This window comes from Kitasatospora sp. NPDC101801, from assembly GCF_044766665.1.
Taxonomy (GTDB): Bacteria; Actinomycetota; Actinomycetes; order Streptomycetales; family Streptomycetaceae; genus Kitasatospora.
Window position 1 is genome coordinate 24785 of sequence record NZ_JBIWML010000025.1, and the last position, 25574, is coordinate 50358.

Below are 25574 nucleotides of genomic sequence, written 5' to 3' on the forward strand. Positions count from 1 at the left end.
GATGTTCGAGCGATTCACGAAGGCGGCGCGGCAGGTGGTCGTGCAGGCCCAGGCCGAGGCGGCGGAGCTGCGGCACGGGTACATCGGTACGGAGCACCTGCTGCTCGCCGCGCTGGCCGACCCGGCGGAGCCGGCGGCGGCGCTGCTGGTGGCCCGGGGGCTGGACCACGACACCGTGCGGGCGGCGGTGGTCCGGCTGATCGGCCCGGCCGAGGGTCACGACGCGGAGGTGCTGGCCGCGATCGGGGTCGACCTGGACGCGGTCCGGGAGGCGGTCGAGGCGGAGTTCGGCGCGGGGGCGCTGGACGCACGGGGGGAGGAGCCGCGCCGGCGTGGCTGGTTCAAGAGCGACCACCGGCCGTTCACCCCCCGGTCGAAGAAGGTGCTGGAGCTCGCGCTGCGGGAGGCGCTGCGGCTCGGCGACAAGCAGATCGCGGTCCGGCACCTTTTGCTCGGACTGCTCCGCGACGGCGACGGACTGGCCGTCCGGGTGATCGCCGACCAGGGGGTCGACCCGGCCGGGCTGCGGCAGGAGTTGGAGGCGGTGGCGGGCTGACGACAGCTGTCCGGGGCGCGGTTTCCGGCCATTCACGCTGGGTGTGCAGATATCGAACGGATCGTCAGTTGTCCGCTTGAGTACAACTGGTGAATGGATATGATCTGCTGACCGCGTGTACTGATCAACCGCACGGAGCGTGTCCGAGGGCGCGCCCGTGCGGTGGTGCGCTGTCGTCCGCCCTCCCGCAGCCGTCCGCCCCCGAGGATCAGACTGATGAGAGCTCGCACGCGCCCCGACCCGGGCGCGGCCGTCCGCCGTCCGAACGGCAGCGCCGCCTGGTGGGCCGCGGCCGGCCTGCTGGTCGGGGCCGGAGCCGGAGCGGCCGCCGTGGTGCTGACCCCGACCGCGCAGCAGCCGGCCGTGGCCGGCACCGTGAGCGGGGCGCTGCTGCTGTGGTGCGGACTGCTCGCGCTGGCCTGCCGGCAGCTCGGCCGGGCCGACCGGAGCGCCGCCGAACTCGACGCCGTCCGGGACGAACTGACCGTCAGCACCGGCCGAGCCGCCACCCTGCACGCCGAGCTGAGCGCCGCGCACTACGCGGCCGCCGAGCTGCGCGCCGCGCTGGCGACCACCCGGGCCGAGGCCGACGCCGCACACGCCGGACTCCGGGCCGCCGAGGTCGGACAGGCCGCCCTCCGGGCCCAGGCCGGGGACCTGCGCGAGCGGGCCGGACAGGCGGCTGCCGACCGCGACGCCCTCGACCGGCTCACCGCCGAGGTGCTGCCCGAGGTGGTCGGCCGGCTGCGCTCCGGCAGCTCGGTGGAGACCGCGCTGGCCCCGCACCGGGCGCTCCCGCACGCCGGGTTGCTGCGCACCGTGGCGACCGAGATCGGCCGGGGAGAGCGGCAGCGGGCCGCCGCGCTGGCGGTCTGCGCGACCGCCGCCGGCCGTGTCCAGGCACTCGCCACCAGCATGCACGCGGAGCTGCGCGAGATGCAGCACCGGCACGGCGAGGAGGTGCTCGGCGACCTGCTGACGCTCGATCACGCCACCGCCCAGGCGGGCAGGATGGCCGACTCGATCGCGGTGCTGACCGGCGCCCGCTCCGGCCGCCGGTGGACCAGGCCGATCGCGGTGGAGTCGGTCCTGCGCGGCGCGCTCGGCCGGATCGGCGCCTACCAGCGGGTCCGGCTGCACTCGGCCAGCAGCGCCGCGGTGGCCGGGTACGCCGCCGAGGGCGTGATGCACGTGCTGGCCGAACTGCTGGACAACGCCGCCAACTTCTCCGCCCCGCCGGCCGAGGTGCACGTCTACGTCGAGGAGGTGCACTCCGGTCTGGTGATCACGGTCGAGGACGGTGGGCTCGGCCTCGGCGAGAGCTGGCTGAAGCGGGCCGAGGCCGCGGTCTCCGCCGATCCGCTGGACCTCACCGCGCTCTCGGCCGGCACCCGGCTCGGGCTGGCCGTGGTCGGGGTGCTGGCCCGCAAGCACGGGCTGCAGATCTCGTTCCGGCCGTCCGCCCGGGGCGGCACCGGCGTGGTGGTGCTGATCCCCGAGCAGCTGGTCAGCCACCCGGCCCCGGTCCGGGCCGACGCCTCGGAGCCCGCCCCCGTGCACGAGCGGCCGGCGGCCCCACCGGTCGCCGAGCGGGCCGCGACCACCGAGAACGGCCTGCCGCAGCGCCGCCGCGGCCAGACCCTGAGCACGGCCCCCGGCGCCGCCGGAGCGGCCACTCCCGGGCCCGCCGCGCCGCCCGCCCGGACCGACGCGGCGGTGGCCGCCGCCCGGTTCGGCGCGTTCCGTCGCGCCCTCCAGGCCGGTCCCGGCGCGAGCCCCGACGACGCCTCCCGGAAGGACGACTCCCGATGAGCAGCACCGACCGCGATCTCGACTGGCTGTTGGAGAACCTGCTGGCCGCCACCCCGGGCGCCCGGCACGCCCTGGTGCTGTCGGCCGATGGCCTCAAGCTCTGCCACACCGCCGGGCTGACCACCGATCAGGCCGACCAGCTGGCCGCGATCGCCTCCGGGATGCAGAGCCTGGCGCACGGTGCCTCGGTCGAGTTCGGCGACCGTACCGGCGGGGTCCGGCAGTCGATGACCGAGTTCCACGGCGGCATCCTGTGCATCGTCGCGGCCGGCGAGGGCGCGCACCTCGCGGTGGTCACCGACGAGAGCGCCGACGTGGGCGTGGTGGGCCACAACATGTACGGGCTGGTCGAGCAGATCGGCGCCTACCTGACCGCACCGGCGCGAGAGCCGGCATGAGCACCCGCCGGGGCACCCCGGGTCCGGACGACTCGCCGGACCGGCTCTACACTGTCACCCAGGGGCGCAGCCGCCCGCCGGAGCAGGCCTTCGACCTGGTGACCCTGATCGTCGCCGAGCAGGAGCCGACGCCCGGCATGCAGTCGGAGCACGCCCGGATCCTGGAGATCTGCGCCGACCCCACCGCCGTGGTCGAGCTGGCGGCCGAACTGGCCCTGCCGGTCAGCGTGGTGAAGATCCTGCTGGGCGATCTGCTGGAGTCCGGCCGGGTCACCGCCCGGCACCCGCGGTTCGCCCCCAGCAAGGCCCGGCTGCCCGACCTCGACACGCTGAAGCAGGTGCTGAGTGGACTCGAACGGCTCTGACACCGCCGTGCTCCGGGCCCGGTCGGCCGCCCCGCTGCGCAGCACCGCCTCGGACGGCCTGAAGATCGTGGTGGTCGGCGGTTTCGGGGTCGGCAAGACCACCCTGGTCGCCTCGGTGAGCGAGATCCGTCCGCTCAACACCGAGGAGACCATGACCCGGGCGGGCGAGGGCGTCGACGACCTCACCGGGGTGGCCGGGAAGCGCTCCACCACGGTGGCCTTCGACTTCGGCCGGATCACCCTGGACGACCGGCACGTGCTCTACCTGTTCGGCGCGCCCGGCCAGGAGCGGTTCTGGTTCCTCTGGGACCGGCTGTTCGCCGGGGCGCTCGGCGCGGTGGTGCTGGTGGACACCCGGCGGCTGGCCGAGTCCTGGTACGCGATCGACCGGCTGGAGCAGCACGGCACGCCGTTCGTGGTGGCCAGGAACGTTTTCGGCGGCCCCGAGCACAGCCTGGCCGAGGTGCGCGCCGCCCTCGACCTGCCCGACCACGTGCCGCTGATCGACTGCGACGCCCGGGACCGCGAGTCCGGCAAGCAGGTGCTGATCGGACTGGTCCGGCACATCCAGCAGTTGGCCCTGAGAGACCCAGAGGTGACCCCGTGACCGAGCCCGCGACCTCCCCGCCGCCGGGCTGCCCGGCGCACGCGGGTGCCACCCCGCTGTACGGGCCCCGGTTCCAGACCGACCCGGGCCAGCTCTACCAGGAGCTGCGCCGCACCCACGGCCCGGTGGCGCCGGTGGAGCTGGCCGGTGGCGTGCCGGCCTGGCTGGTGATCGGCTACCGCGAGCTCCAGCTGATGACCGGTCAGCCCAAGCTGTTCGGCCGGGACTCGACCCGGTGGAACCAGTGGCCGGAGATCCCGGCGGACTGGCCGCTCAAGCCGATGATGGCCCCCGTCCCGTCGATCCTGTACGCCGAGGGCGCCGAGCACCAGCGCCGGAAGGCGGCGGTCACCGAGGCGCTGGCCGGGGTGGACCAGTACGAGCTGAAGCAGCACTGCGAGGAGGTCGCCGACCGGCTGATCGACGGGTTCGCCGGCAAGGGCGAGGCGGAGCTGGTCACCGACTACGCGCACCGGCTGCCGCTGCTGGTGCTCGGCCGGCTGCTCGGCCTGGACGAGGACGAGGCGCCGGTGCTGATCGCCGGCCTGGTGGCGATGCTGGACGGCGGCGCGGACGCCCAGGCCGGGGCGCAGCGGCTGCTGGACGTGATGCTCGGGCTGGTGCACCGCAAGCGCGCGGAGCCGGGCCCCGACGTCACCTCCCGGCTGCTCGGGCACGAGGCCGGGCTGACCGACGAGGAGGTGATGCGCGACCTGCGGGTGATCCTGATCGCGGGTCACCAGCCGTGCGCGTACTGGATCTCCAACGCGCTGCGGCTGATGCTCACCGACGACCGGTTCGCCGCCTCGCTCTCCGGCGGCCGGCGGAGCGTCGCCCAGGCGCTCGCCGAGGCGCTCTGGGAGGACACCCCGACCCAGATCTTCGCGGGCCGCTGGGCGACCAGGGACACCCAGCTCGGCGGGCAGCGGATCGCCGCGGGCGACCTGCTGCTGCTCGGCCTGGCCGGGGCCAACACCGACCCCTCGGTCCGGCAGCCGGACGGGACCCCGGCCGAGGGCAACCGGGCCCACCTGGCGTACTCGTACGGACCGCACAGCTGCCCGTTCCCGGCTCAGGAGACCGCGGAGGTGATCGCCGCGACGGCGATCGAGGTGCTGCTGGACCGGCTGCCCGACCTGCGGCTGGCGGTGGCCGAGCACGCTCTGGTCTGGCGGCCGTCGGCCTGGGTCCGCGCACTGGTGGCGCTACCGGTCGCCTTCACGCCGGGCTACCAGGCCGGCTGACCGCGCTTCTGGCAGGTGCTCAGCCGTCCACGGAGTCAGGGGCCCGGGGCCCTGCTGGTGTGCGGCTCCGCCGCGCGGGCGACGCCGGCCCTTGCAAGGTGATCCGTTCCGGGGTGGTCAGGCCCTTTCGCAGTGACCCGCACGCCGGATCTCCTCGCCCACCCGGCGGAGCCGCACACCAGCAGAGCCCCGGGCCCCTGGACCGTGGACGGCTGAGCACCTGCCAAAGGCTGAAGCCGCCACTCAACCGAAGGAGTACGTATGCCCGCACCGATCCTGCTGGACCCGCTGGCCACCGACAGCGCCGCCGAGGGTGCGGTGCTGCGCGGGGCCGGGCCGGTGGTCGAGGTCGAGCTGATGGGGGGCGTCCGGGCGTGGGCGATCACCCGGCACGCTGCGGCCAGGGCGCTGCTCAACGACGAGCGGTTGGTGAAGAACGCCGAGCACTGGGCGGCCTACCAGCGGGGTGAGATACCCCGGACCTGGCCGCTGATCGGTCTGGCGGTGCCGGGGCCGAGCATGGTCACCACGGACGGTTCGGAGCACCGAAGGCTGCGCTCGATCGTGGCGCAGGCGTTCACCCCGCGCCGGGTGGAGGCGATGCGTCCCGGCATCGAGGCGATCACCGCGACGCTGCTGGACCGGGTGGCGGCGGCCGGGCCCGAGCTGGACCTCAAGACGGTCTTCGCCTTCCCGCTGCCGATGTCGGTGATCGGGTCCCTGCTCGGCCTGCCGGAGCGGGACCACGCCCGGATCCGGGACCTGTACGAGCGGTTCTTCAGCAGTGTGAAGGACCCGGCCGAGGTCCCGGCGATCATCGCGGCGCTGAACGCCTTCGTGCAGGACCTGGTGGCCCAGCGCCGGGCCGCGCCGGGCGAGGACCTGATCAGCGCACTGCTGGCGGCCGACGTCGAGGGCGGCGCGCTGACCGACGCCGAGGCGGCGGCCACCGTACGGGTGATCATCGCGGCCGGGCACGAGACCACGGTCAACCTGATCACCAACGCCGTCCGGGCCCTGCTCACCCACCCCGACCAGCTGGCGCTGGTGCGCAGGGGTGAGGTGCCGTGGTCGTCGGTGGTCGAGGAGTCGCTCCGCTGGACCCCGCCGACCAGCAACTTCCTGTTCCGGTTCGCCGCCGAGGACGTGCCGTACGGCGACGCGGTGATCCCGGCCGGGGACGCGGTGCTGGTCTCCTACAACGCGATCGGCCGGGACCCGGCCCAGCACGGCGTCACCGCCGAGGTGTTCGACGTCACCCGGGAGCCGTCCAGACTGCTCTCGTTCGGGCACGGCCCGCACATCTGTCCGGGGGCGTCGCTGGCGCGGATGGAGGGGCAGATCGCGCTGCCCGCGCTGTTCGAGCGCTTCCCCGGGCTTCGGCTCGCGGTGCCGGACGCGGAGCTGCGGCCGAGCCCGTCGATGGTGGTCAACAGCCTGAAGGCGTTGCCGGTCCGGCTCTGATCCGGCGCGCGGGTGCCCCGCCCGCGCAGCACGGCCAGGTCACGACTACGGCACCGGCCGATGAAGGTCGAACGCACACCTTGGCGCCGGATCACGACTGGGTTAACGTCTTCGAGCCAGCCCGACGGGTTGGGACACCCCCTTCTCTGGTTCAGCGCCTGTTGTTCCGTCTTAACTGCTGGCATGTCATGCCCTGGCAAGGAGGACCTCGTTGACCACCGTCCTGCTCGTGATCGAAGGCCGCCGATGACCTTTCGCCCCCGGCTGCTGGCCGTACCCGCCGTGCTCGCGTTGACCCTCACGGCGGCCTGCTCCAACTCCTCGGACAGCAACGGCGGTGGTGGCGGCTCGGCTGCCCCGCTGACCGGCGACTGCGTCAAGTACCAGCCCTACGCGGGGAGCTCGGGGAAGACGGTGACGATGTTCGCCTCGATCCGCAGCCCCGAGTCGGACTCGCTGGAGAAGTCCTGGGCCGAGTTCAGTTCTTGTACGGGGATCAAGATCTCGTACGAGGGCTCGCCGGACTTCGAGTCGCAGATCCAGGTCCGGGTGACCGGTGGCAACGCCCCTGATCTGGCGATCATCCCGCAGCCCGGGGTGCTGGCCCAGATGGTGAAGACCGGCAAGGTGGTGAAGCCGCCGGCCCGGACCGAGGCCAACCAGGCCAAGTGGAGCCCGATCTGGAAGACCTACGGGTCGGTGAACGGGACCTTCTACGCGGCGCCGATGAGCGCCAACATGAAGTCGCTGGTCTGGTACTCGCCGAAGGCCTTCAAGGCGGCCGGCTACCAGGTGCCGAAGACCTGGGCCGAGCTGATGGCGCTGAGCGGGAAGATCGCCGCCACCGGCTCGACCAAGCCCTGGTGCGGCGGCATCGGCTCCGGCACCGCGACCGGCTGGCCGGCCACCGACTGGCTGGAGGAGATCGTGCTCGGCACCCACGGCGGTGACGTGTACGACCAGTGGGTGAGCCACCAGGTGAAGTTCGGCGATCCGAAGATCGCGGCCGCGATGCAGACGGTGGCGGGCTGGATGCAGAACCCGGCCTGGGTGAACGGCGGCATCGGCGACGTGAAGTCGATCGCCACCACCACCTTCCAGGACGCCGGGGCGCCGATCCTGACCGACAAGTGCGCGATGCTCCAGCAGGCGTCGTTCTACGCGGCGCAGTGGCCCAAGGGCACCAAGATCGGCGCGGACGGCGACATCTTCGCCTTCCAGCTCCCGGCGGTGAACCCCTCGGTGCCCAACCCGGTCGAGGGCGGCGGCGAGTTCGTGGCGGCGTTCTCCGCGCGCCCCGAGGTGCAGGCGGTGCAGAACTACCTGTCCAGCTCGGAGTGGGCGAGCAGCCGGGTCAAGGTCACCAGCGGCTGGGTCTCCGCCAACCAGGGCGTGGACAAGAGCCTCTACACCGACCCGATCGACCAGCTCTCCGCCGCCGCGCTGACCGACCCGGCCGCGACCTTCCGGTTCGACGCCTCCGACCTGATGCCCGCCGCCGTCGGCGCGGGTGCCGAGTGGAAGGCGCTGACCGCCTGGTTCGCCGAGGGACAGGCCATCCCGAAGGTGGCGGCTGACATCGACGCGGCCTGGCCGCAGTAGCCGCCACGGGCGGCGCGGGTCCACCCGCCCGCGCCGCCCCCTCCGGCCGGTCCGCCACGCAACGTCGGACCGGCCCTCGGGCCCGGACCTCCGGGCCCGAACCGTCTTGCCGGGAAGGACACCTGAATGCCCGCCACCCTCCATGTGGCCGCCTCCGCAGGGCCGCTGGCCGCCTCGGCGTGGACCGACGCCGGGGTGAAGTTCGGCAACAGCCTCGGTGCGATCGCCGGGTTCCTGGGCATCCTGCTGCTGATCTTCTTCGCGGCCGGCCGGGCCACCGGCCGGTTCGCCAAGCCGCTCGCGGTCCTGGTGATGCTCGGCCCGGCCGTCCTGCTGCTGCTGGTCGGCCTGGTCGCACCGCTGGTCCGGACGGTCTTCCTGAGCTTCTACAACGCCGACAGCGACCGCTCGGTGGGCCTGCGCAACTACGGCTGGGCCTTCACCACCGACTCGATCCACACCGTGCTGCTGAACACCGCGCTCTGGCTGGTGGTGGCACCGCTCACGGCGACCGGCCTGGGGCTGGCGCTGGCGCTGCTGGTGGAGCGGATGCGCTGGCAGGGGCTGTACAAGTCGCTGATCTTCCTGCCGATGGCGGTCTCGCTGGTCGGCGCCGGGATCATCTGGAAGTTCGTCTACGAGTCCCGCGGCGCCGGCCAGCCGCAGATCGGCCTGCTCAGCCAACTGGCCGTCAGCCTCGGCTGGGACGACCCGCCGAACTGGATCCTCACCCAGCCGCTGAACAACTTCCTGCTGATCGCGGTGATGGTCTGGGTGCAGACCGGCTTCGCCATGGTGGTGCTGTCGGCCGCGATCAAGGCGATCCCGGACGAGGTGACCGAGGCGGCCCGGCTGGACGGTGCGCGCGGCGTGCGGCTGTTCTGGTTCATCACGGTGCCGATGATCAGGACCACCCTGGTGGTGGTGCTCACCACCGTCATGATCACCACGCTGAAGGCCTTCGACATCGTCCGCACCATGACCGGCGGCAACTTCGGCACCCAGGTGCTGGCCAACGAGATGTACGCGCAGTCCTTCACCCAGTTCGACGTGGGCCGGGGGAGCACCCTCGCGGTGATCCTCTTCCTCGCGGTGCTGCCGCTGGTGGCCTACAACATCGTCCAGCTGCGCAAGGAGCGTGAGACCCGATGAGCGGTGCGAAGGACGTGACGGACGCGACGGCCACGACGGACGGGGCGGACGGGGCGGACACCACGGGGCCGACCGGGGCGAGGGCGGTCCGACGGTCCTTCAGCGGGCCGCTCGGCTCGCTGTTCGTGATCGTGGTGACGGTGCTCTGGACCATCCCCACCTTCGGCCTGCTGGCCACCTCGCTGCGCCCCAAGCAGGAGGTGGCGACCAGCGGTTGGTGGGAGGTGTTCACCCACCCCGAGCTGATCCTCTCCAACTACCACACGGTGCTGTTCGAGGGCGGCTTCGGCGTCAGCGCGGGGATGATGCCGTTCCTGGTCAACTCGCTGGCGATCAGCCTGCCGGCCACCGTCTTCCCGCTGGTGATCGCGGCGATGGCGGCGTACGCGCTGGCCTGGGTGCGGTTCCGGGGCAGCGACACGGTCTTCTTCGTGATCTTCGCGCTCCAGGTGGTGCCGCTGCAGATGGCGCTGATCCCGCTGCTCCAGCTGTTCTCCGGCGGGGCCCACCTGGGCGGCCTGACCATCATCCCGGCGGTGAACCTGAGCGGGACGTACGCCCCGGTCTGGCTGGCGCACACGATGTTCGCGCTGCCGCTGGCCACCTTCCTGCTGCACAACTTCATCTCGCAGCTGCCGCGCGACCTGATGGAGGCGGCGATCATGGACGGGGCCTCGCACTTCAAGATCTTCCGCTCCATCGTGCTGCCGCTCTGCACCCCGGCGCTGGCCTCGTTCGCGATCTTCGAGTTCCTCTGGGTCTGGAACGACCTGCTGGTCGCCCTGACCTTCGCGGGCGGCACTCCCGAGGTGGCCCCGATGACCGTCCGACTGGCCCAGCTCTCCGGCTCGTTCGGCGGCCGCTGGGAGCTGCTGACGGCCGGCGCCTTCCTCTCGCTGATCATCCCGCTGATCGTCTTCTTCGCGCTCCAGCGGTACTTCGTCCGAGGACTGCTTGCCGGTTCCGTCAAGGGCTAGGCGTCAGTCGGGGTGTCATGCCCCGGGAATGTGTGGATTCTGCGTACGTGGGCTGTCCCCAACCGGTACACCGGTAACGGCATTTCGCCAAAGATGTTGTTATCAGACACTTGGGGATGGGTGTGGGGTACAGAGAACGACTCTCGGGGCTGATGGTGGCCCTGCTCGCGGCAACGGCGCTGTCCGCCGGGCCCGCGAGCGCGGCCGAAACGGCCAAGCTGGGCAACAGCACGATCGGCACCGCCACCGACTCCGGCGACTCCAACCACCTCAACGCCTCCCGGTTCGTCACCGGAGCCAAGGGGGGCCAGGTCAGCAGCATCAGTGCGTACGTCGGCCCGGTCGGGACGGCGCCGAACAACCAGTACCAGCTGGCGGTCTACCAGGACGCCAGCGGCAAGCCCGGCGCCCTGCTGGCCAACAGCACGGCCGGCACGCTGACCGCGAACAGCTGGAACACCCTGCCGGTGGCGGCCACCCTTGCGCCCAACACGCCGTACTGGCTGGCGTACAACAGCAACGGCGTGACCGGGGCGGTCAACAACCTGAAGTACAACACCGGAGGGAAGGGGATCTACAGCAACGCCGGTACGCCGTACGGCAGCTGGCCCGCGAGCTTCGGTGCGTCGACGAACACCTCGCTGGAGTTCTCGATCTACGCGACCTACACCCCGACCGGTGGCGGAGCCGCCACCCCGGGGGCCGGGCCGGGCGGTTCGGGGCCGGTGCTGCTGGTCACCACCGCGGGCAACCCGTACAGCAGGTACTACACCGAGATCCTGAAGGCCGAGGGGCTGAACCACTACCAGGTGGTCGACCTCGCGCAGGTCACCCCGGCGCTGCTGGCCCAGCACGACCTGGTGCTGCTCGGCGAGACGGCGCTGACGGACAGTCAGGTCACCGTGCTGACCAACTGGACCAACGGCGGCGGGCGGCTGGTCGCGATGCGGCCTGACAAGAAGCTCGCCCCGCTGCTCGGCCTGACCGCCACGGCGGGCACCCAGGCCGACGCCTACCTGCGGATCGACACCTCGGCGGCGCCCGGCGCGGGCCTGACCGGGGACACCATGGGCTACCACGGCACCGCCGACCGCTACACGCTGAACGGCGCGACCGCGGTCGCCACCCTGTACAGCGACGCCTCCACCGCGACCGTCAACCCGGCGGTCTCGGTCCGCGCGGCCGGCTCGGGCCAGGCCGCCGCCTTCACCTTCGACCTGGCCAGGTCGGTGGTGCAGACCCGGCAGGGCAACGCGGCCTGGGCCGGGCAGCAGCGCGACGGCACCGACGGGTACGAGGCCAGCGAGATGTTCTTCGGCCTGAGCGGGCAGTCGAACTGGAACGACCTGGACAAGGCGCTGATCCCGATCGCCGACGAGCAGCAGCGGCTGCTGGCCAACCTGGTCACCCGGATGGACCTGGCGAAGACCCCGCTGCCCCGGTTCTGGTACTTCCCCCGGGACGTCAAGGCGGTGGTGGTGATGACCGGTGACGACCACGGCGTCGGCGGCACCTCGGGCCGCTGGGACTACTACATCACGCAGAGCCCGCCCGGCTGCGTGGTGGCCGACTGGGAGTGCGTGCGCGGCTCCTCGTACCTGTACACCGGCGGTCCGATGACCGCCTCGCAGGCGCAGGCCTACTCGGACGAGGGCTTCGAGGTGGGCGTGCACATCACCACCGACTGCCGCCCCTGGGGCACCCCGGCCGACCTGCAGGCCGTGTACGCGAGCCAGTTGAGCGCCTGGAAGGCCAAGTACCCGGCGCTGCCCACGCCTTCGGGCAGCCGCACGCACTGCGTGGAGTGGGACGACTGGGCCACCCAGGCCAAGACCAAGCTGGCCAACGGCATCCGGCTGGACCACGACTACTACTTCTACCCGTCCTCCTTCGTGCAGAACCGGCCCGGCTACTTCAACGGCACCGGGATGCCGATGAAGTTCGCCGACACCGACGGCAGCCTGATCGACGTCTACCAGGCGACCACCCAGCTGACCGACGAGTCCGGCCAGTCCTACCCGGGCACGGTCAACACCCTGCTGAACGCGGCCTACGGCCCGGAGGGTTACTACGCCGCGCTGACCGCCAACATCCACACCGACTTCGCCGCCTCCCAGACCTCCGACCAGGTGATCGCGGCGGCCAAGGCGAAGGGGGTGCCGGTGGTCTCCGGCCGCCAGCTGCTGACCTGGCTGGACGGGCGGAACGGCTCGGCCTTCACCGGGCTGTCCTGGAACGGGAGTTCGCTCAGCTTCGGGATCACCGGCGGGACGAACGGGCTGCGCGCGATGCTCCCGGTGCAGTCCGCCACCGGGACACTGACCGGCGTCAGCCGGGGCGGCCAGTCGCTGCCGTACCGGGTGGAGACGGTCAAGGGCGTCGCCTACGCCTTCTTCGACGGCGCGGTCGGCAGCTACACCGCGACCTACGGCCAGGACACCACCGCGCCCACGGTGACCGGCACTTCGCCGGTGGCGGGCGCCCCGGCCGCCCCGGCCGGGAACCCGGTCCGGTTCTCGTTCAGCGAGCCGCTGGACGGGGCCACCGTGAACGGCGCGGCCGTCACCCTGCGGCCCACCGCCGGCGGTGCCGCGGTGGCGGGCACGGTCTCGTACGACTCCACCACCAGCGGGGTGGTGTTCACCCCGACCGCGCCGCTGGCGCTGACCACCGGGTACACCGCGACCGTGCAGGGCGTCCGGGACGTGGCGGGCAACCAGCTGGCGGCGCCGTACGTCCTGACCTTCAGTACGGCCGGTCCGCCGCCGCTGACCATCGGCAACAACGAGATCGGCACCCAGATCGACGACAACGACGCCAACCACCTGAACGGCAGCCGGATCGTCACCGGCGCCGCCCCGGTGACGCTGAACCAGCTGAGCGTGCACGTCGGCGCGGTCAGCCCGGCGCCGAACAACCAGTACCAGCTGGCGGTCTACAGCGACCTCGGCGGCGCTCCGGGCACCCTGGTGGCCACCACGGCGCCGGGCACGCTGACCGCCAACGCCTGGAACGCACTGCCGATCAACCTGACCCTGAACGCGGGGACCAGCTACTGGCTGGTCTACAACAGCAACGGGGCGAGCGCCACGCTGAACAACATGCACTTCAGCACCGGCGTGTACGGGGACGGCGCGTACCAGGGGGCGGCGGTGCCGTTCGGGACCTGGCCGAACAGCTTCGGCACGGCGACCAAGACGGTGCTGTCGTACTCGCTGTTCGGGTCCTACTGATCGGTCAGGTTCTGTCACAGCTCTGCGACAAGGGGGTCGCGGGGGTGTTTTGAACCTGTTCAGAAGTGCCGTCCGAGCCCTAGGGTCACGAGCGGCGCGGCTTCCCCGTCCGGAACCGCGCTGCTCGTCGATCTCTGAGGGGGCGTCATGTCCAGTCCTTCCGTGCCCGGTCCGCCGATACCCGGGGGTGCCGCCGGTGCCCGCGCCGGTGCCCCGACCGGCCCGACCGGCGGCCCCTGGCGGCCGCCGCCGGCGCCGCCCAAGCCAGCCTGGGTGATCGCGACCGAGCCCCGGGTGCCGGTCACGCCCCCGCTGCGGGTGCTGGGTGCGGCGATCGGGGCCGGACTGTTCTCGGCGGTACTGATGAGCCACGGCCTCGGCCTCAACCTGCTGCTGTTCGCCCTGGCCGCCGGTGCCGCCGCGGCGCTCGCCGCCCGGGCGGGCGGCCGCCGGGCCCGGCCGTGGACCGTGCTGTGGATCGTGTCCGCGCTGGTGCTGGCCGCCGTCCCCGCCTTCACCGACGCGGGCTGGCCGGTCTTCCTGGCGGTCGCGGCCGCGCTCGGCGTCGCCTCGCTGGCCCTGCACGGCGGGACCAGGTGGGCCGGGGTGCTGCTCGGCCCGCTGGGCGTCTGGGCGCACGTCCTGCCCTCGCTGTTCTGGGCGGCCGGATCGGCCCGGGGCAGGTCGTACCCCGCCAGGGCGAAGGTGCTCCCGGTGCTCAAGGCGGTCCTGGTCGCCGTGGTGCTGCTGGTGGTCTTCGGCGCCCTGTTCGCCAGCGCCGACGCGGCGGTCGCCGACCTGCTCGACGGACTGACCCCGGGCGCTGACCTGTCCGACCTGCCGGCCCGGTTGATCTTCTTCTGGGGCGGCCTGCTGGTGGCGCTGGGTGCCGCGCACACCGCCGCCGCCCCGCGCCGCTGGGACCGACTGCCCGTCAAGCCCGCCCGGGAGCGCGGCCGGACGGAGTGGGCCATCCCGATGGTCGCGCTCAACCTGCTGTTCGGCGGCTTCGTGGCGATCCAGGCCGTGGTGCTGTTCGGCGGCTACGAGGCGGTGATGAGCAAGCCCGGGCTGGTCCCCGCCGAGTACGCCCGGCAGGGCTTCTGGCAGCTGCTCTGGGTCACCGTCCTCACCCTGGCCGTGGTCGCCCTGGCCCAGCGCTGGGCGCCCCGGCGGACCGCCGCCGACCGGCTGCTGGCCAAGAGCCTGATCGGCCTGCTCTGCGCGCTGACCCTGGTGGTGGTCGCCACCGCGTACTACCGGATGCAGCGCTACGTGGACGCCTTCGGGCTGACCCGGCTGCGGATATCGGTCACCGCCGTCGAACTCTGGCTCGGCGTCGTCCTGCTGCTGGTGCTGGTCGGCGTGCTGCTCGGGGCCCGGCACCGGCTGCCCCGCGCGGTCGTGCTGAGCGCGGTGGTCGGGGTCGCGGTCTTCGGGCTGATCCGCCCGGACGCGCTGATCGCCGAGCAGAACGTGGCCCGTTTCGAGGCCGGCGGCAGCATCGACCTGGACTACCTGCGCGGCCTCTCCGCCGACGCGGTGCCCGCCCTGGACCGGCTGCCGGGCGACCGGCGCACCTGCGCGCTCCAGGAGATCGCCGCCGCGCTGACGCCGGACCGGGACCGGTCCTGGTATGCGACCAGCCTGGCCCAGGCGCGGGCGGCCGAGATCCTGCGGGCCCGGCCGGTGCCGGTGGACCGGGACGCCTGTGCCGGGTTCACCCACCCCGGCGCGTCCACCCCTCGATAACGGCCTCCGGGCCGGGGACTTGGCGGTCGTGGGCGTGCCGGGGGGCACGTCCACGACCGTCGGGACAGCCACCGGGGTTGTCGTAGGCTGAAGGCGTCAGACCTTCGTTGCCGGAATGGACCCCCGATGCCGTACGAGCCACCCACCCACTCGGTCGAGCGGTCGCTGCGCCGGGCGGGAGCCCAGCTGGTGGCCGGGCTGGACGAGGTCGGCCGGGGCGCCTGGGCCGGGCCGGTCACGGTCGGCGCGGCGGTGACCGGGCTGCGCAGGCCGCCGGAGGGGCTGACCGACTCCAAGCTGTTGACCGAGAAGCGCCGGACCGAGCTGGCTCCGGTACTGGCCGACTGGGTCACCGCGTACGCGCTCGGCCACGCCTCGCCGGAGGAGTGCGACGAGCTGGGGATGACCGCCGCGCTGCGGCTGGCCGCGACCCGGGCCCTGGAGGCGCTGCCGGTCCGCCCGGACGCGGTGATCCTGGACGGCAAGCACGACTACCTCGGCGGCCCCTGGCGGGTCCGGACGGTGATCAAGGGCGACCAGTCCTGCGTCTGCGTCTCGGCCGCCTCGGTGCTCGCCAAGGTGAAGCGGGACGCGATGATGGCCGAGATCGGCCTGGAGCACCCGGAGTTCGGCTTCGGTGACAACGCGGGCTACCCCTCGCCGGTGCACCGCGCGGCGCTGGAGGAGTACGGCCCGACCGGGCAGCACCGGCTCTCCTGGTCCTACCTGGACGCGCTGCCGAAGTGGAGCCACCTCAAACGCAGCCGGTTCGACGAATCCGCCGACGAGCAGCTCTCGTTGGGTTTCTGACCCCGTCGGCCTGCCGTTGGCCGGGGGTTGGCCCGCTGTTGGGACGTGCGGCGACCGTTCGGGTTCCAATGATTGCCGGTCGGTTCCAACTGGTGGGGCGCCCGTGCGCATTCGACCGGCATTTGATAGACATCGGGCATGCCTGTCTTCCCCGAGGAGCCGGAGATTCACGAGAGCAACCCGGGCCCCGGCGTTCCCTTTCCGCGAGAGTCGGACGCACGAGCCCCCCGTACACCTGTCCCCGCCGGAGCCGCCCGCACGGTGCCGGGCCCGCGCCCGGCCGCACCCAGGCCCGGGCCCCGTCCCGGTCCGCCGCCCGCCCGACGGCCCGTCACCCCGGTGCAGTTGGTCCCCTCGACCACCCGCGGCGCGGTGGACCGGGCCGACGACACCGTCGACCGGCTGCTGGAGTCCGGCCGCCGTCCGGACACCGTCCTGGTCCTGACGGTCGGTGAGCCGCACCCCTGGCAGCAGCACGAGATCGGCTTCGGCGAGGAGCGCTACTGGGCGCAGCTCACCGAGGGCGGCGACGTCTTCTACGCGGACGCCACCGCGACCCGGACGGTCGGCCGCGAGGTGGTCGTGCTGGTGGTCAACTCCCCGGTCTCCACGCAGGGGTTGACCAAGGCCGCCCGGGCCGCGCACGCGCTGGCCGGGGAGCTGCTGCTGGTCTGCGGCGACGTCGACACGGTGGCGCCGCTGTTCCCGGGAGCCGGGGCGCCGGTCCCGGCCTGACCGGACGGTGGCGGTCCCGCGCCGAGGTGCGGTGGCCGTCTCGAGCCGACGCGCTGTGGCGACCCCGACCGGGGTCGCCACAGGCTCGGGCCCGAGGGCCCAACTCCCTTCGCGTCAGCCGATGCTGATCCGGAACAGCTTGTCCGCTCCGTCGGCCGCCCCGCCGTTGTTGTCGGCGTTGGTGGTGGTCAGCCAGAGCTGGTCGGCGCCGGGCACCTTGCTGACCGTGCGCAGCCGGCCGTAGCTGCCGACGTAGTAGGAGGTCGGCGTACCGACGGTCTCGGTGTCACCGTTGATCGGGATCCGCCACATCCGCTCGCCGCGCAGCGCCGCCATGTAGACCACGTTGCGGACGATCGCGATCCCGCTGGGGGAGGCGACGTTGACCGCCCAGCTGGCCTTCGGGTTGGTCATCCCGGCCGTGCTGCAGGTGCCCTCGCAGGTCGGCCAGCCGTAGTTGGCGCCGGGCTTGATCAGGTTGAGCTCGTCGAACTTGGAGTCGCCGAACTCCGCCTCCCAGAGCCGCCCGTTCCGGTCGAAGGCCAGGCCCTGCGGGTTGCGGTGGCCGTAGCTGTAGACGTAGTTGTTGAACGGGTTGCCGGGGGCCGGCTTGCCGTCGGTGGTGAGCCGCAGGACCTTGCCGTTCAGCGAGTTCTTGTTCTGCGCGTTGGACGAGGTCTGGGCGTCCCCGGTGGTGGCGTACAGGAACCCGTCCGGGCCGAACGCCAGCCGACCGCCGTTGTGGTAGCGGTTCTTCTGGATGCCCTGGAGCAGCACGGTGTACCCGCCGAGGGTGCTGCCGTCGTAGGTCATCCGGACGATCCGGTTGCCCTCGGCGGCGGTGTGCATGAAGTAGACCCGGTGGTTGGTCGACCAGTTGGGGTCGACGGCGACCCCGAGCAGCCCGCCCTCGCCGTCGGTGGTGACGGCGTTGGGGACGGTGCCGACCTGGGTGCGGGCCCCGGCGGTGGTGGTCCTGAACACCTTGAAGCTGTCCCGCTCGGTCACCAGCGCGGTCTTGCCGTCGGGCAGCCAGTAGACGCCCCACGGGATGGTCCAGCCGCTGGAGAGGGTGGCGGGGGAGCCGGGCACGCCGCCGTCGGCGGAGCAGGCCCCGGTGGTGAAGGAGACCGTCCCGGACGGTGCCGAGTAGCCGCCCGCGGTGTCCTGGGCCACCACGGTCAGGGTGAACGGTGCGTCACAGGCCAGGCCGGTCACGGCGGTCGAGGTGACCGGCGGCGTACCGGTCACGGTCTTGACCACGGCGCTGCCGCTGCGGATCTCGTACGCCACCACGCCCTTGTCGTCGGTCGAGGCGGCCCAGGTCAGCGTCGCGCCGGTGGAGCCGACGCCCGAGACGGTGGGCGTGCCGGGGGTGCTGGGCAGCGGGTCGCTGCCGGCCGGCGTGGTGCAGTCGATCGCGACGCTGGCCGGCGAGGCGTTGCCGGAGGCGTCCCGGGCGATCACGGTGAGGTTGTAGGTGGTGCTCGGGGTGAGACCGGTCAGCTGCTTGGCGGTGACGTCGCCGGCCGCCTCCGCGAGCTTGTTGCCGTGCTCGTAGATGTCGTAGGCGCTGACCCCGACGTTGTCGGTGGAGGCGCCCCAGGACAGCGTGAGGCCGTTCGCCGTGACGGCCGAACAGCTGGGCGTGCCGGGCCTGCCGGGCGCGCTGGTGTCGGCACCGGCGCCGACCTGGAGCCGGTCCAGGTTGGGGCCGCCGTTGGCGGTGGTGGCGGTGGCCCGCACCGTGTTGGTCCCGACGTTCAGGGTGGCGTTGACCGTCCGGGTGGCCCAGGTGTCCCAGTTCGCGGTGGGCGGGAAGCTCACCCCGGCGGCGACCACGGTGCCGTTCACCGTGATGTCCATCGGCCGGTCGGCCGTCCCGGCGTTGGCGTACCGGAAGGCCAGTGCGGCGCTGCCGGCCGTGGCGGCGCTGACCGTGAACTCGACATGGCTGCCGGCGACGTTGGTGTAGTCGACGAAGCCGGTGCCGGTGTAGCCGGTGTGGTTGGTGGCCACCGCGGCCTGGCCGGTCGCCGCGTCCTCGGCCTGGTAGTCGGCGGTCGGCGCGGTGACGTCGAGGTCGAGCGCGTCGAGGTTGGGCAGGCCGGTGGCACTGGTCGAGGTGAGCCGGATCCGGTTGGACCCGACGTTGACCTGGGCGGTGACGGTGGAGGTGGCCCAGTCGTCCCAGGTCCCGGTGGAGGGGAAGGAGCGGGCGGCGGAGACCACCGTGCCGTTCACGGCCAGGTCGCCGGGCCGGTCGACGGTGGTGCCGTTGGCGTACCGGATCGTGACGGTTGCGGTGCCCGCCGTGGCGGCGTTCACCGTGAACTCGACCCAACTGCCCGCCACGTTGTCGCCGTTGACGAAGCCGGTGCCCGAGTAGCCGGTGTGGTTGGCCTCCACCACACCGAGTGTCCGGGCCGCGCTCTCGGCCTCGTACCGGGTCGGGGCGGCCGAGGCGGCCGGTACGGTGACCACCCCGACGAGCAGGGCCGCGACGGCCAGGCCGCCGACTGCCTTGAGTGGGCGCATGGTTGGTCTCCTCAGCCCTGGTACTGGACGACGATCTTGGTGAAGTCGTACGCCTTCTGGGAGATGCTGCTGCACGCGTCGGCATCGGTGCCGCTGCCGCAGGGGCGGTCCCGGTTGACGGACCAGAACGAGAACCGCGCGAGGTGGTGCTGGTTGGCGTACGCCAGGATGGTCCTGAAGTCGCCGGTGGTGACGGTCTCGCCGGGCTCGTCGGTGACGCCGTTCATCGAGGAGACCCCGATGTGCCGGTAGGCGGCGTCGTCGCTGTAGCCGTAGGCGCTCTTCACCGCGGCCTTCAGGCCCTGCAGGGCGCTGACCGTGGCCTGGCCCATGGTGCCGCTGTGGCCGCCGAAGTCGAACGGCATGATGATCCAGCCGTCGTTGGCCAGGCCGGCCGCCGCGCCCCGCTTGATCAGGTCCTTGCCGGTGGAGTCCGGACCGCTCGGGGTGGTGCCCATGGTCACGTAGGTGACGATGCCGGGGTTCTTGGTCTTGACGATCTTCAGCGCGTCGACCACCCGCTGACGGACCGTCGCGTTGGAGAACTCGGTGTCCTCGATGTCGATGTCCAGCGCCTTCAGGCCGTAGGCGTTGATCACCTTTTGGTACGCACCCGCCAGCGCGGTGGCGCTGGAACACTTCTCGCCGAGCTTGTTGCCGCTCCAACCGCCGACCGAGACGACGATGTCGCCGCCGGCCGCCCGGATCGACTTGATCGCGGCCTCGTCCGAGCCGCCGGTCAGTGTCCGGCTGCCGTCCCACTTCGGGTTGCACGAGCCGTCGGACAGGATGAACGCCAGCGTGAACCACTTCACCCCGGTCGCGGCCATCACGTCCGTGGGCTTCTGCGGGCTGCCCCAGCCCAGGTACTCGTACGGGGCGGCGGCCATCGCGCCCGGGCTTGCGGCGGTCGCGGTGGTGTCGGCGGTGGCGGTCGGGGCCAGCAGCAGGGCGGTGCCACCTAGGGCGGCGGCCAGCAGCACGCCGGCGGTGCGACGGGGAGCGGAACTGGGCATGTCTGCTCGCTTCTCGGGTCTGGTGCGGGGGTAGTGCCAGGCGTGAAGCCGGACTTGATGGGCACCGTTCAGAATCGAGCCGCCGGAGCGAGGGGTCAAGAGTTTGGTTAGGAAAGTTTCCGATCAGTCTTTCGGGGTAACTCGGTGTGGGAGTCGGGCTCATGGGTCTCCGGTCGCCGGCCCTGGGCCTCTGACCTTGGGCCCGGGCCCGGGCTTGGGCTCCGGTCCCGGGCTCCGGCGGCCGGGGTGGCCTGCGGGCCGTGCCGTGACGCCCGGTCAGCCCGTGGCGAACCGGTGCAGCGGGCGGACCGGGGCCACCAGGTCGGCCGAGCTCGCCTGCGCGGTCTGCGGGCGGGACGGACGCGCCGGACGCGGGGTGAGCTCGGTGACCGTGTGCACCGGGCCGTCGGCCCAGGAGCCGGAGTGCGGGTTGCGCCCGCTGCGTCCGTCGCCGAGCGACTGCCAGCCGCTCGGGGTCAGCGCGATGTACGAGCCGCAGCGCAGCCCGTGCAGCGCGGCCGCGTCCCGCAGGGCCCACATCCAGGCGCCGTCCTGGTGCGTCCAGCCCGGCGCACCGTCCCGGCAGCGCAGCAGCACGGCCGTCCGCCTCGGCTGCGCCAGCCGGAGGTCGTGCGGGGTGACCTGGCGCAGGTGGGTGAGGATCTCGTGCCGGTGCTGCCAGCCGTCCTCGCCGTGCGGGCGGGTGGCGAACGAGGCGGAGGCGGTCACCTGGTGCAGCGCGTCCAGCACCGCGACCACCGTGGTGCCCGGCTGCGGGAGGTGCCGTTGGTGCAGTTCGGCGACGAATTCGCGCGGGTCGCGCAGCAGGGGGACGTCGGAGCTGTGCCAGCTCTCCAGGTCGAGAACGCGTCTTCCGGAGAACCGGTTTCGGTCGCTGCCGTTGATCACGATCCTCCTCCCGGTCCGCCGCCCGTGACGTGCTGGGCGGCAGGTGTCTGCGTACGCCGATGGCCGGGTCCGTCGGACCGGGCGCTGGGTACCTCCCAATTCTCAGGTCAGATGGGGACGAGCGGCAACGATGAAATGACGAACGCCGCCCGAATGCCGATGGTCTGCCGGATATATTCCACCGCGAGTCGACTGCCATTCGACTGACGGAGGGTCGGCTGTGTCAGGTCGGTGGGGTGGCCCTCCCACCGGGGTGGCCGGGGCGGGCCACTCCGGGGGTCGGGCCGGGGCAGGCCAGGGGTGGTCGGGGCGGGCCGCCCGTGGTCGGCTCCTGGCGGCTTCGGCCCTGGACGGGGTGCGGCGGCCGGCGGTCAGGCCTGGACGGGGTGCGGCGGTCGGCGGTCGGCGGTCGGCGGTCGGCGGTCAGGCCTGGACGGCGAGGGTGAGCGGGAGCACCGGACCGGCACCGGCCTGGCGGAGCAGGCGCGCCGCCACGGTGACCGTCCAGCCGGAGTCGACCAGGTCGTCGACCAGCAGCACCGGGCCGGGGGCGGCGGCGATCGCCGCCTGCAGCGCGGGTGGCACCAGCAGGGCGCCGGCCAGCGAGTGCAGGCGCTGGGCGCTGTTGCTCCGGGCGCCGCGCGGAGCTTCGCCGCCGACGTACTCCAACTGCCCGAGCAGCGGGAGCCGGCCGACCTCGGCCAGCCGGGCGCCGAGGCTGCCGACCAGCTGCGGACGGCGGGCCGAGGCCATCGTGACCACCCCGACCGGGCGGGCTGCCCGCTTGCCCTCGGCATCCGCCGGGCCGGCCCAGCCGCCCGGGCCGCGCGCCCAGTCGGCCAGCACGGTGACCATCGCGTCCAGCACCTCGGCCGGGACCTGGGTGTCCGGGGCGTCGTCGGCGAGCAGGGCGCGCAGCCGGGTGCCCCAGCCGATGTCGGAGAGCCGCCCGAGCGCCCGGCCTGTCTCGGCCTGCTCGCCCGCCGGGATCCGGCCCTTGAGCGGGACGCCGATCGCCTCCATGCCGGTCGGCCAGAGCCGGCGCGGCTCGAAACTGACGCCGGGTCGGCCGAGCGCGGCCCGGGCCGCCGCATCGGCCGCCGCCGAGATCTCGGCGGTCGGCCGGGTGCCCGCGCAGTTGTCGCAGCGGCCGCAGGGGGCGGCCTGCTCGTCGTCCAGCTGGCGGCGGAGGAACTCCATCCGGCAGCCGGTGGTGGTGGCGTACTCGCGCATCGCCCGCTGCTCGGCCTCCCGGGACTCGGCCACCTTGGCGTAGCGCGCCGCGTCGTACGCCCAGGACTCCCCGGTGGCCGTCCAGCCGCCGCGCACCCGGCGGACCGCGCCGTCCACGTCGAGCACCTTGAGCATGGTCTCCAGCCGGGCCCGGCGGAGGTCGACCCTCGGCTCCAGGGCGGCGGTGGAGAGCGGCCGGCCGGCCTCGGCGAGGGCGTCCAGCGTCCGCCTGACCTGCTCCTCGGCGGGGAAGCCGAGCGAGGCGAAGTACCGCCAGATCGCCTCGTCCTCGCGGCCGGGCAGCAGCAGCACCTCGGCCCGGTCCACCCCGCGCCCCGCCCGGCCGACCTGCTGGTAGTACGCGATCGGGGAGCCGGGCGAACCGAGGTGCACCACGAAGCCGAGGTCGGGCTTGTCGAAGCCCATGCCGAGCGCTGAGGTGGCGACCAGGGCCTTCACCCGATTCGCCAGCAGGTCGGCCTCGGCGGTGCGGCGCTCGGCGTCCTCGGTGCGGCCGGAGTAGGAGGCGACCGGGTAGCCGCGCTCGCGGAGGAAGGCGGTCACCTCCTCGGCGGCGGCCACGGTGAGGGTGTAGACGATGCCGGAGCCGGGGAGCTCGGCCAGGTGGTCGGCCAGCCAGGCCAGCCGCTGCGCAGGGTCGGGCAGCTGGAGCACGCTCAGGCTCAGGCTCTCCCGGTCCAGCGGGCCGCGCAGGACCAGTGCGCCCGCTTCGCTGTCGGCGCGGTCGCCCGAGCCGGTGCCGAGCTGGTCGGCGACGTCGGCGGTGACCCGGGCGTTGGCCGTCGCGGTGGTGGCCAGCACCGGGACGCCGGGGGAGAGCTCGGCCAGCATGGTGCGCAGGCGGCGGTAGTCGGGGCGGAAGTCGTGGCCCCAGTCGGAGATGCAGTGCGCCTCGTCGACCACCAGCAGGCCGGTGGAGGCGGCGAGCTTCGGCAGCACCTGGTCGCGGAAGTCGGGGTTGTTCAGCCGCTCGGGGCTGACCAGCAGCACGTCCACCCGGCCGGCCGCCACCTCGGCCTGGATCTCGTCCCACTCCTCGGGGTTGGCCGAGTTGATGGTGCGGGCGTGGATGCCCGCCTTGGCGGCGGAGTCCACCTGATTGCGCATCAGGGCGAGCAGCGGGGAGACGATCACGGTGGGGCCCGCGCCCCGGGCCCGGAGCAGTGCGGTGGAGATGAAGTAGACGGCGGACTTGCCCCACCCGGTGCGCTGCACCACCAGGGCCCGGCGGTGGTCGACCACCAGGGCCTCGATGGCCAGCCACTGGTCCTCCCGCAGCACGGCGGTCGGGCCGGCCAGCTCACGGAGCACGGCCTCGGCCTGCGCCCGGACGGCGGCGCGGTCGGGGGTGGGAGCGGGGTGGTGCAGCGGCTGGGTCATGGCTCATGGATACAGGCTGGGGACGACAGAGGGCGAACTTCGGACGGTGAGCGGGGGAGGCCGGTTGGTCATTAGATCATCTGAATGGGTGTCATTTGTCACGATCTGCACCCATCTCGCGGCTGCTCCGAACGGGTGTACAGATGCTGGACCCCGGTAGTTGTCCACAGGCTCGGGGAGGGCTCCGGACGGCGAAGGGCTGCGGCGGGACCCTTCTCGGCATGAACGGCAACGAGGAACACCTGGTCCAGTCCGTCACCGGTCCGCTCTCCGGGCAGGTTCCGCTCCAGCTGCGCGGCCCGGCCGACATGGCCGAGATGCTGCCCTACCTGCTCGGCTTCTTCCCCGACGACAGCATCGTCGCGGTGGGCCTGCAGGGGCCGATGCTCCAGCAGGGCGGCGTCATCCGGCTCGACATCCCCACCGACCCGGCCGACTGGCCCTCGGTCGCGGCCGACACCGCCCGGCTGCTCGTCAGGCTCTCCGGGCAGCGGGACAGGCCGCCCGAGCAGGTGCTGCTCTACCTCTGCCGGGATGCGGTCGCCCCGGCCCCCGGAGCCGGGGGTGAGGCCGACGACGGGGCGGGCGGTGGGGTGGCCGGCGGCCCGGGGGTGCTGGCCGGGCTCCGGCCGCTGGCGGAGCAGCTGGCTCAGGCGTTCCGGGCCACCGGGGTGCTGGTGAAGGAGTCCCTGCTGGTCTCGGGCGGCCGCTGGTGGTCCTTCCTGTGCGGCGGCGAGAGCTGCTGCGACCCGGCCGGGGTGCCGATCCGCTCGGTCCGGCTGCCCAGTCCGGTCGCCGCCGCTGCCGCCTTCGCGGGGGTGGCGCCGCGCGGTAGCCGGAAGGCGATCGCCGCCGGGCTGTTCCCGGTCGGGCCGCCGGAGGACGCCCCGGCTCGGGAGGCGATCGAGCGGGCCGGGCCGCAGCTGGTCCACGAGCTCTCCGGCCCCGGCGGCCGGTCGGCGACGCTGGAGCGGACGGCCGTGCTGCTCGCCGAGGTGCTGGCCGAGTTCGGCGCCGGGGCCCGAGAGCTCGACCGGGGCCGGACGGCCCGCCTGCTGGTCGGTCTCCAGGACAAGCTGGCCCGCGACCGCGCCGCCGAGTACGCCGAGCCGGACGAGCTGGTCCCGGCCCAGCGGCTCTGGCGCTACCTCGCCCGGCAGTGCGTCCCGCCGTTCGAGCACTACGCGGCACCCCCGCTGACCCTGCTCGCCTGGACGTCCTGGCTGGCGGGGGACACCGCGACGGCCCGGGTGGTGCTCTCCCGGGTGCTCGACCTGGATCAGGGGTACACGCTGGCCCAGCTGCTGTACGAGTCCCTCAACGGCGGCCTGCACCCGAGCGAGCTGCACGACCGGGTCCGCCAGGAGCGCCGGGCCCGCGAGCGGTTGGCGGTCCGCCGGCCGGCGGATGTGGTGGTGCCTCCGGACGACCCCGCGCCGCCCGCCGCGCCGCCCGCGCCCGGAGGCCCGGCGGTGCCGACGCCGCGTCAGCACCGTGCGACACCGGAGCAGCCCGCAGACCCGTCAGGTGGGGCGAATCAGCCCGACCGGCCCGAGCAGCCCCGGATGCCCCGTCAGGCCGGTGACCCGGGGAGCTCCGGCCGGCCGCCCTCGTCCCGGCAGAGCCGTCGGAAGGCTCGCCGCTCGGGCCGGGCGGGCGGTGGCGGCCCGGCGTTCGGCCTTCCGGAGGAGGCGGGCCCGCTCACCGTCCGGGCCGCCAGACGGGCCCACCGTCCGCACCGGGCCCACCGGGCCAGGCGGGCCCGGTGAC

General features: G+C 73.2%; 19 protein-coding genes. 15 read left to right on the plus strand and 4 right to left on the minus strand.

Annotated elements, in window-relative coordinates; genetic code table 11:
- The first annotated feature begins 1 nt into the window (after position 1).
- The 14 genes from ACIRPK_RS24355 to ACIRPK_RS24420 all read left to right on the plus strand — a co-directional run bounded on the left by ACIRPK_RS24355 (position 2) and on the right by ACIRPK_RS24420 (position 16707).
- Positions 2-556: a Clp protease N-terminal domain-containing protein gene (locus tag ACIRPK_RS24355; RefSeq protein WP_403041554.1), complete on the plus strand. Its 555-nt coding sequence runs from the start codon at positions 2-4 to the stop codon at positions 554-556.
- 216 nt (positions 557-772) lie between these two features.
- On the plus strand, positions 773-2368 hold the full coding sequence (locus ACIRPK_RS24360) for a sensor histidine kinase (RefSeq protein WP_403041557.1): 1596 nt from the start codon (positions 773-775) through the stop codon (positions 2366-2368).
- The gene (locus tag ACIRPK_RS24365) at positions 2365-2766 is read left to right on the plus strand and encodes a roadblock/LC7 domain-containing protein (protein WP_403041559.1); all 402 of its coding nucleotides are present in this window, start codon (positions 2365-2367) and stop codon (positions 2764-2766) included. The genes ACIRPK_RS24360 and ACIRPK_RS24365 overlap by 4 nt, the downstream gene beginning before the upstream one ends.
- Positions 2763-3131, plus strand: a complete 369-nt coding sequence (locus tag ACIRPK_RS24370; protein ID WP_403041562.1) for a DUF742 domain-containing protein — start codon at positions 2763-2765, stop codon at positions 3129-3131. The genes ACIRPK_RS24365 and ACIRPK_RS24370 overlap by 4 nt, the downstream gene beginning before the upstream one ends.
- Positions 3112-3738: a GTP-binding protein gene (locus ACIRPK_RS24375; protein WP_403041564.1), complete on the plus strand. Its 627-nt coding sequence runs from the start codon at positions 3112-3114 to the stop codon at positions 3736-3738. The genes ACIRPK_RS24370 and ACIRPK_RS24375 overlap by 20 nt, the downstream gene beginning before the upstream one ends.
- Positions 3735-4982 carry a cytochrome P450 gene (locus ACIRPK_RS24380; RefSeq protein WP_403041566.1) on the plus strand — a complete coding sequence of 416 codons (1248 nt, stop codon included), beginning with the start codon at positions 3735-3737 and terminating at the stop codon, positions 4980-4982. Before ACIRPK_RS24375 ends, ACIRPK_RS24380 begins: the two co-directional genes overlap by 4 nt.
- 261 nt (positions 4983-5243) lie before the next feature.
- On the plus strand, positions 5244-6446 hold the full coding sequence (locus tag ACIRPK_RS24385; protein ID WP_403041568.1) for a cytochrome P450: 1203 nt from the start codon (positions 5244-5246) through the stop codon (positions 6444-6446).
- 246 nt (positions 6447-6692) lie between these two features.
- On the plus strand, positions 6693-8048 hold the full coding sequence (locus tag ACIRPK_RS24390) for an ABC transporter substrate-binding protein (protein WP_403041570.1): 1356 nt from the start codon (positions 6693-6695) through the stop codon (positions 8046-8048).
- A 126-nt stretch (positions 8049-8174) separates the two neighbouring features.
- A complete protein-coding gene (locus tag ACIRPK_RS24395; protein WP_403041573.1) occupies positions 8175-9200 on the plus strand; it encodes a carbohydrate ABC transporter permease in 1026 nt (341 codons plus the stop codon).
- Positions 9197-10177 carry a carbohydrate ABC transporter permease gene (locus ACIRPK_RS24400; protein WP_403041575.1) on the plus strand — a complete coding sequence of 327 codons (981 nt, stop codon included), beginning with the start codon at positions 9197-9199 and terminating at the stop codon, positions 10175-10177. The genes ACIRPK_RS24395 and ACIRPK_RS24400 overlap by 4 nt, the downstream gene beginning before the upstream one ends.
- A 152-nt stretch (positions 10178-10329) precedes the next feature.
- On the plus strand, positions 10330-13410 hold the full coding sequence (locus tag ACIRPK_RS24405; RefSeq protein WP_403041577.1) for an Ig-like domain-containing protein: 3081 nt from the start codon (positions 10330-10332) through the stop codon (positions 13408-13410).
- Positions 13411-13557: 147 nt separating this feature from the next.
- A complete protein-coding gene (locus tag ACIRPK_RS24410; protein ID WP_403041579.1) occupies positions 13558-15162 on the plus strand; it encodes a DUF4153 domain-containing protein in 1605 nt (534 codons plus the stop codon).
- Positions 15163-15288: 126 nt separating this feature from the next.
- The gene (locus tag ACIRPK_RS24415; protein ID WP_403041581.1) at positions 15289-15972 is read left to right on the plus strand and encodes a ribonuclease HII; all 684 of its coding nucleotides are present in this window, start codon (positions 15289-15291) and stop codon (positions 15970-15972) included.
- A gap of 339 nt (positions 15973-16311) precedes the next feature.
- The gene (locus ACIRPK_RS24420) at positions 16312-16707 is read left to right on the plus strand and encodes a hypothetical protein (protein WP_403041583.1); all 396 of its coding nucleotides are present in this window, start codon (positions 16312-16314) and stop codon (positions 16705-16707) included.
- Positions 16708-16821: 114 nt separating this feature from the next.
- On the opposite strand, the gene ACIRPK_RS24425 is transcribed toward ACIRPK_RS24420, so the two are convergent.
- The 4 genes from ACIRPK_RS24425 to ACIRPK_RS24440 form a co-directional block, all read right to left on the minus strand.
- Positions 16822-19245, minus strand: coding sequence for a PQQ-dependent sugar dehydrogenase (locus tag ACIRPK_RS24425; RefSeq protein WP_403041585.1), 2424 nt, complete (start codon positions 19243-19245; stop codon positions 16822-16824).
- Between the two features lie 11 nt (positions 19246-19256).
- Positions 19257-20261, minus strand: a complete 1005-nt coding sequence (locus tag ACIRPK_RS24430; protein WP_403041588.1) for a chitinase — start codon at positions 20259-20261, stop codon at positions 19257-19259.
- 276 nt (positions 20262-20537) lie between these two features.
- Positions 20538-21173, minus strand: coding sequence for a hypothetical protein (locus tag ACIRPK_RS24435; RefSeq protein WP_403041708.1), 636 nt, complete (start codon positions 21171-21173; stop codon positions 20538-20540).
- A gap of 420 nt (positions 21174-21593) precedes the next feature.
- The gene (locus tag ACIRPK_RS24440) at positions 21594-23804 is read right to left on the minus strand and encodes a DEAD/DEAH box helicase (protein WP_403041591.1); all 2211 of its coding nucleotides are present in this window, start codon (positions 23802-23804) and stop codon (positions 21594-21596) included.
- Positions 23805-24025: 221 nt separating this feature from the next.
- Between ACIRPK_RS24440 and ACIRPK_RS24445 the strand changes: the two genes are divergently transcribed.
- Complete coding sequence (locus tag ACIRPK_RS24445) at positions 24026-25573, plus strand: DUF4192 domain-containing protein (protein ID WP_403041594.1); 1548 nt, start codon at positions 24026-24028, stop codon at positions 25571-25573.
- Position 25574: the final 1 nt, after the last annotated feature.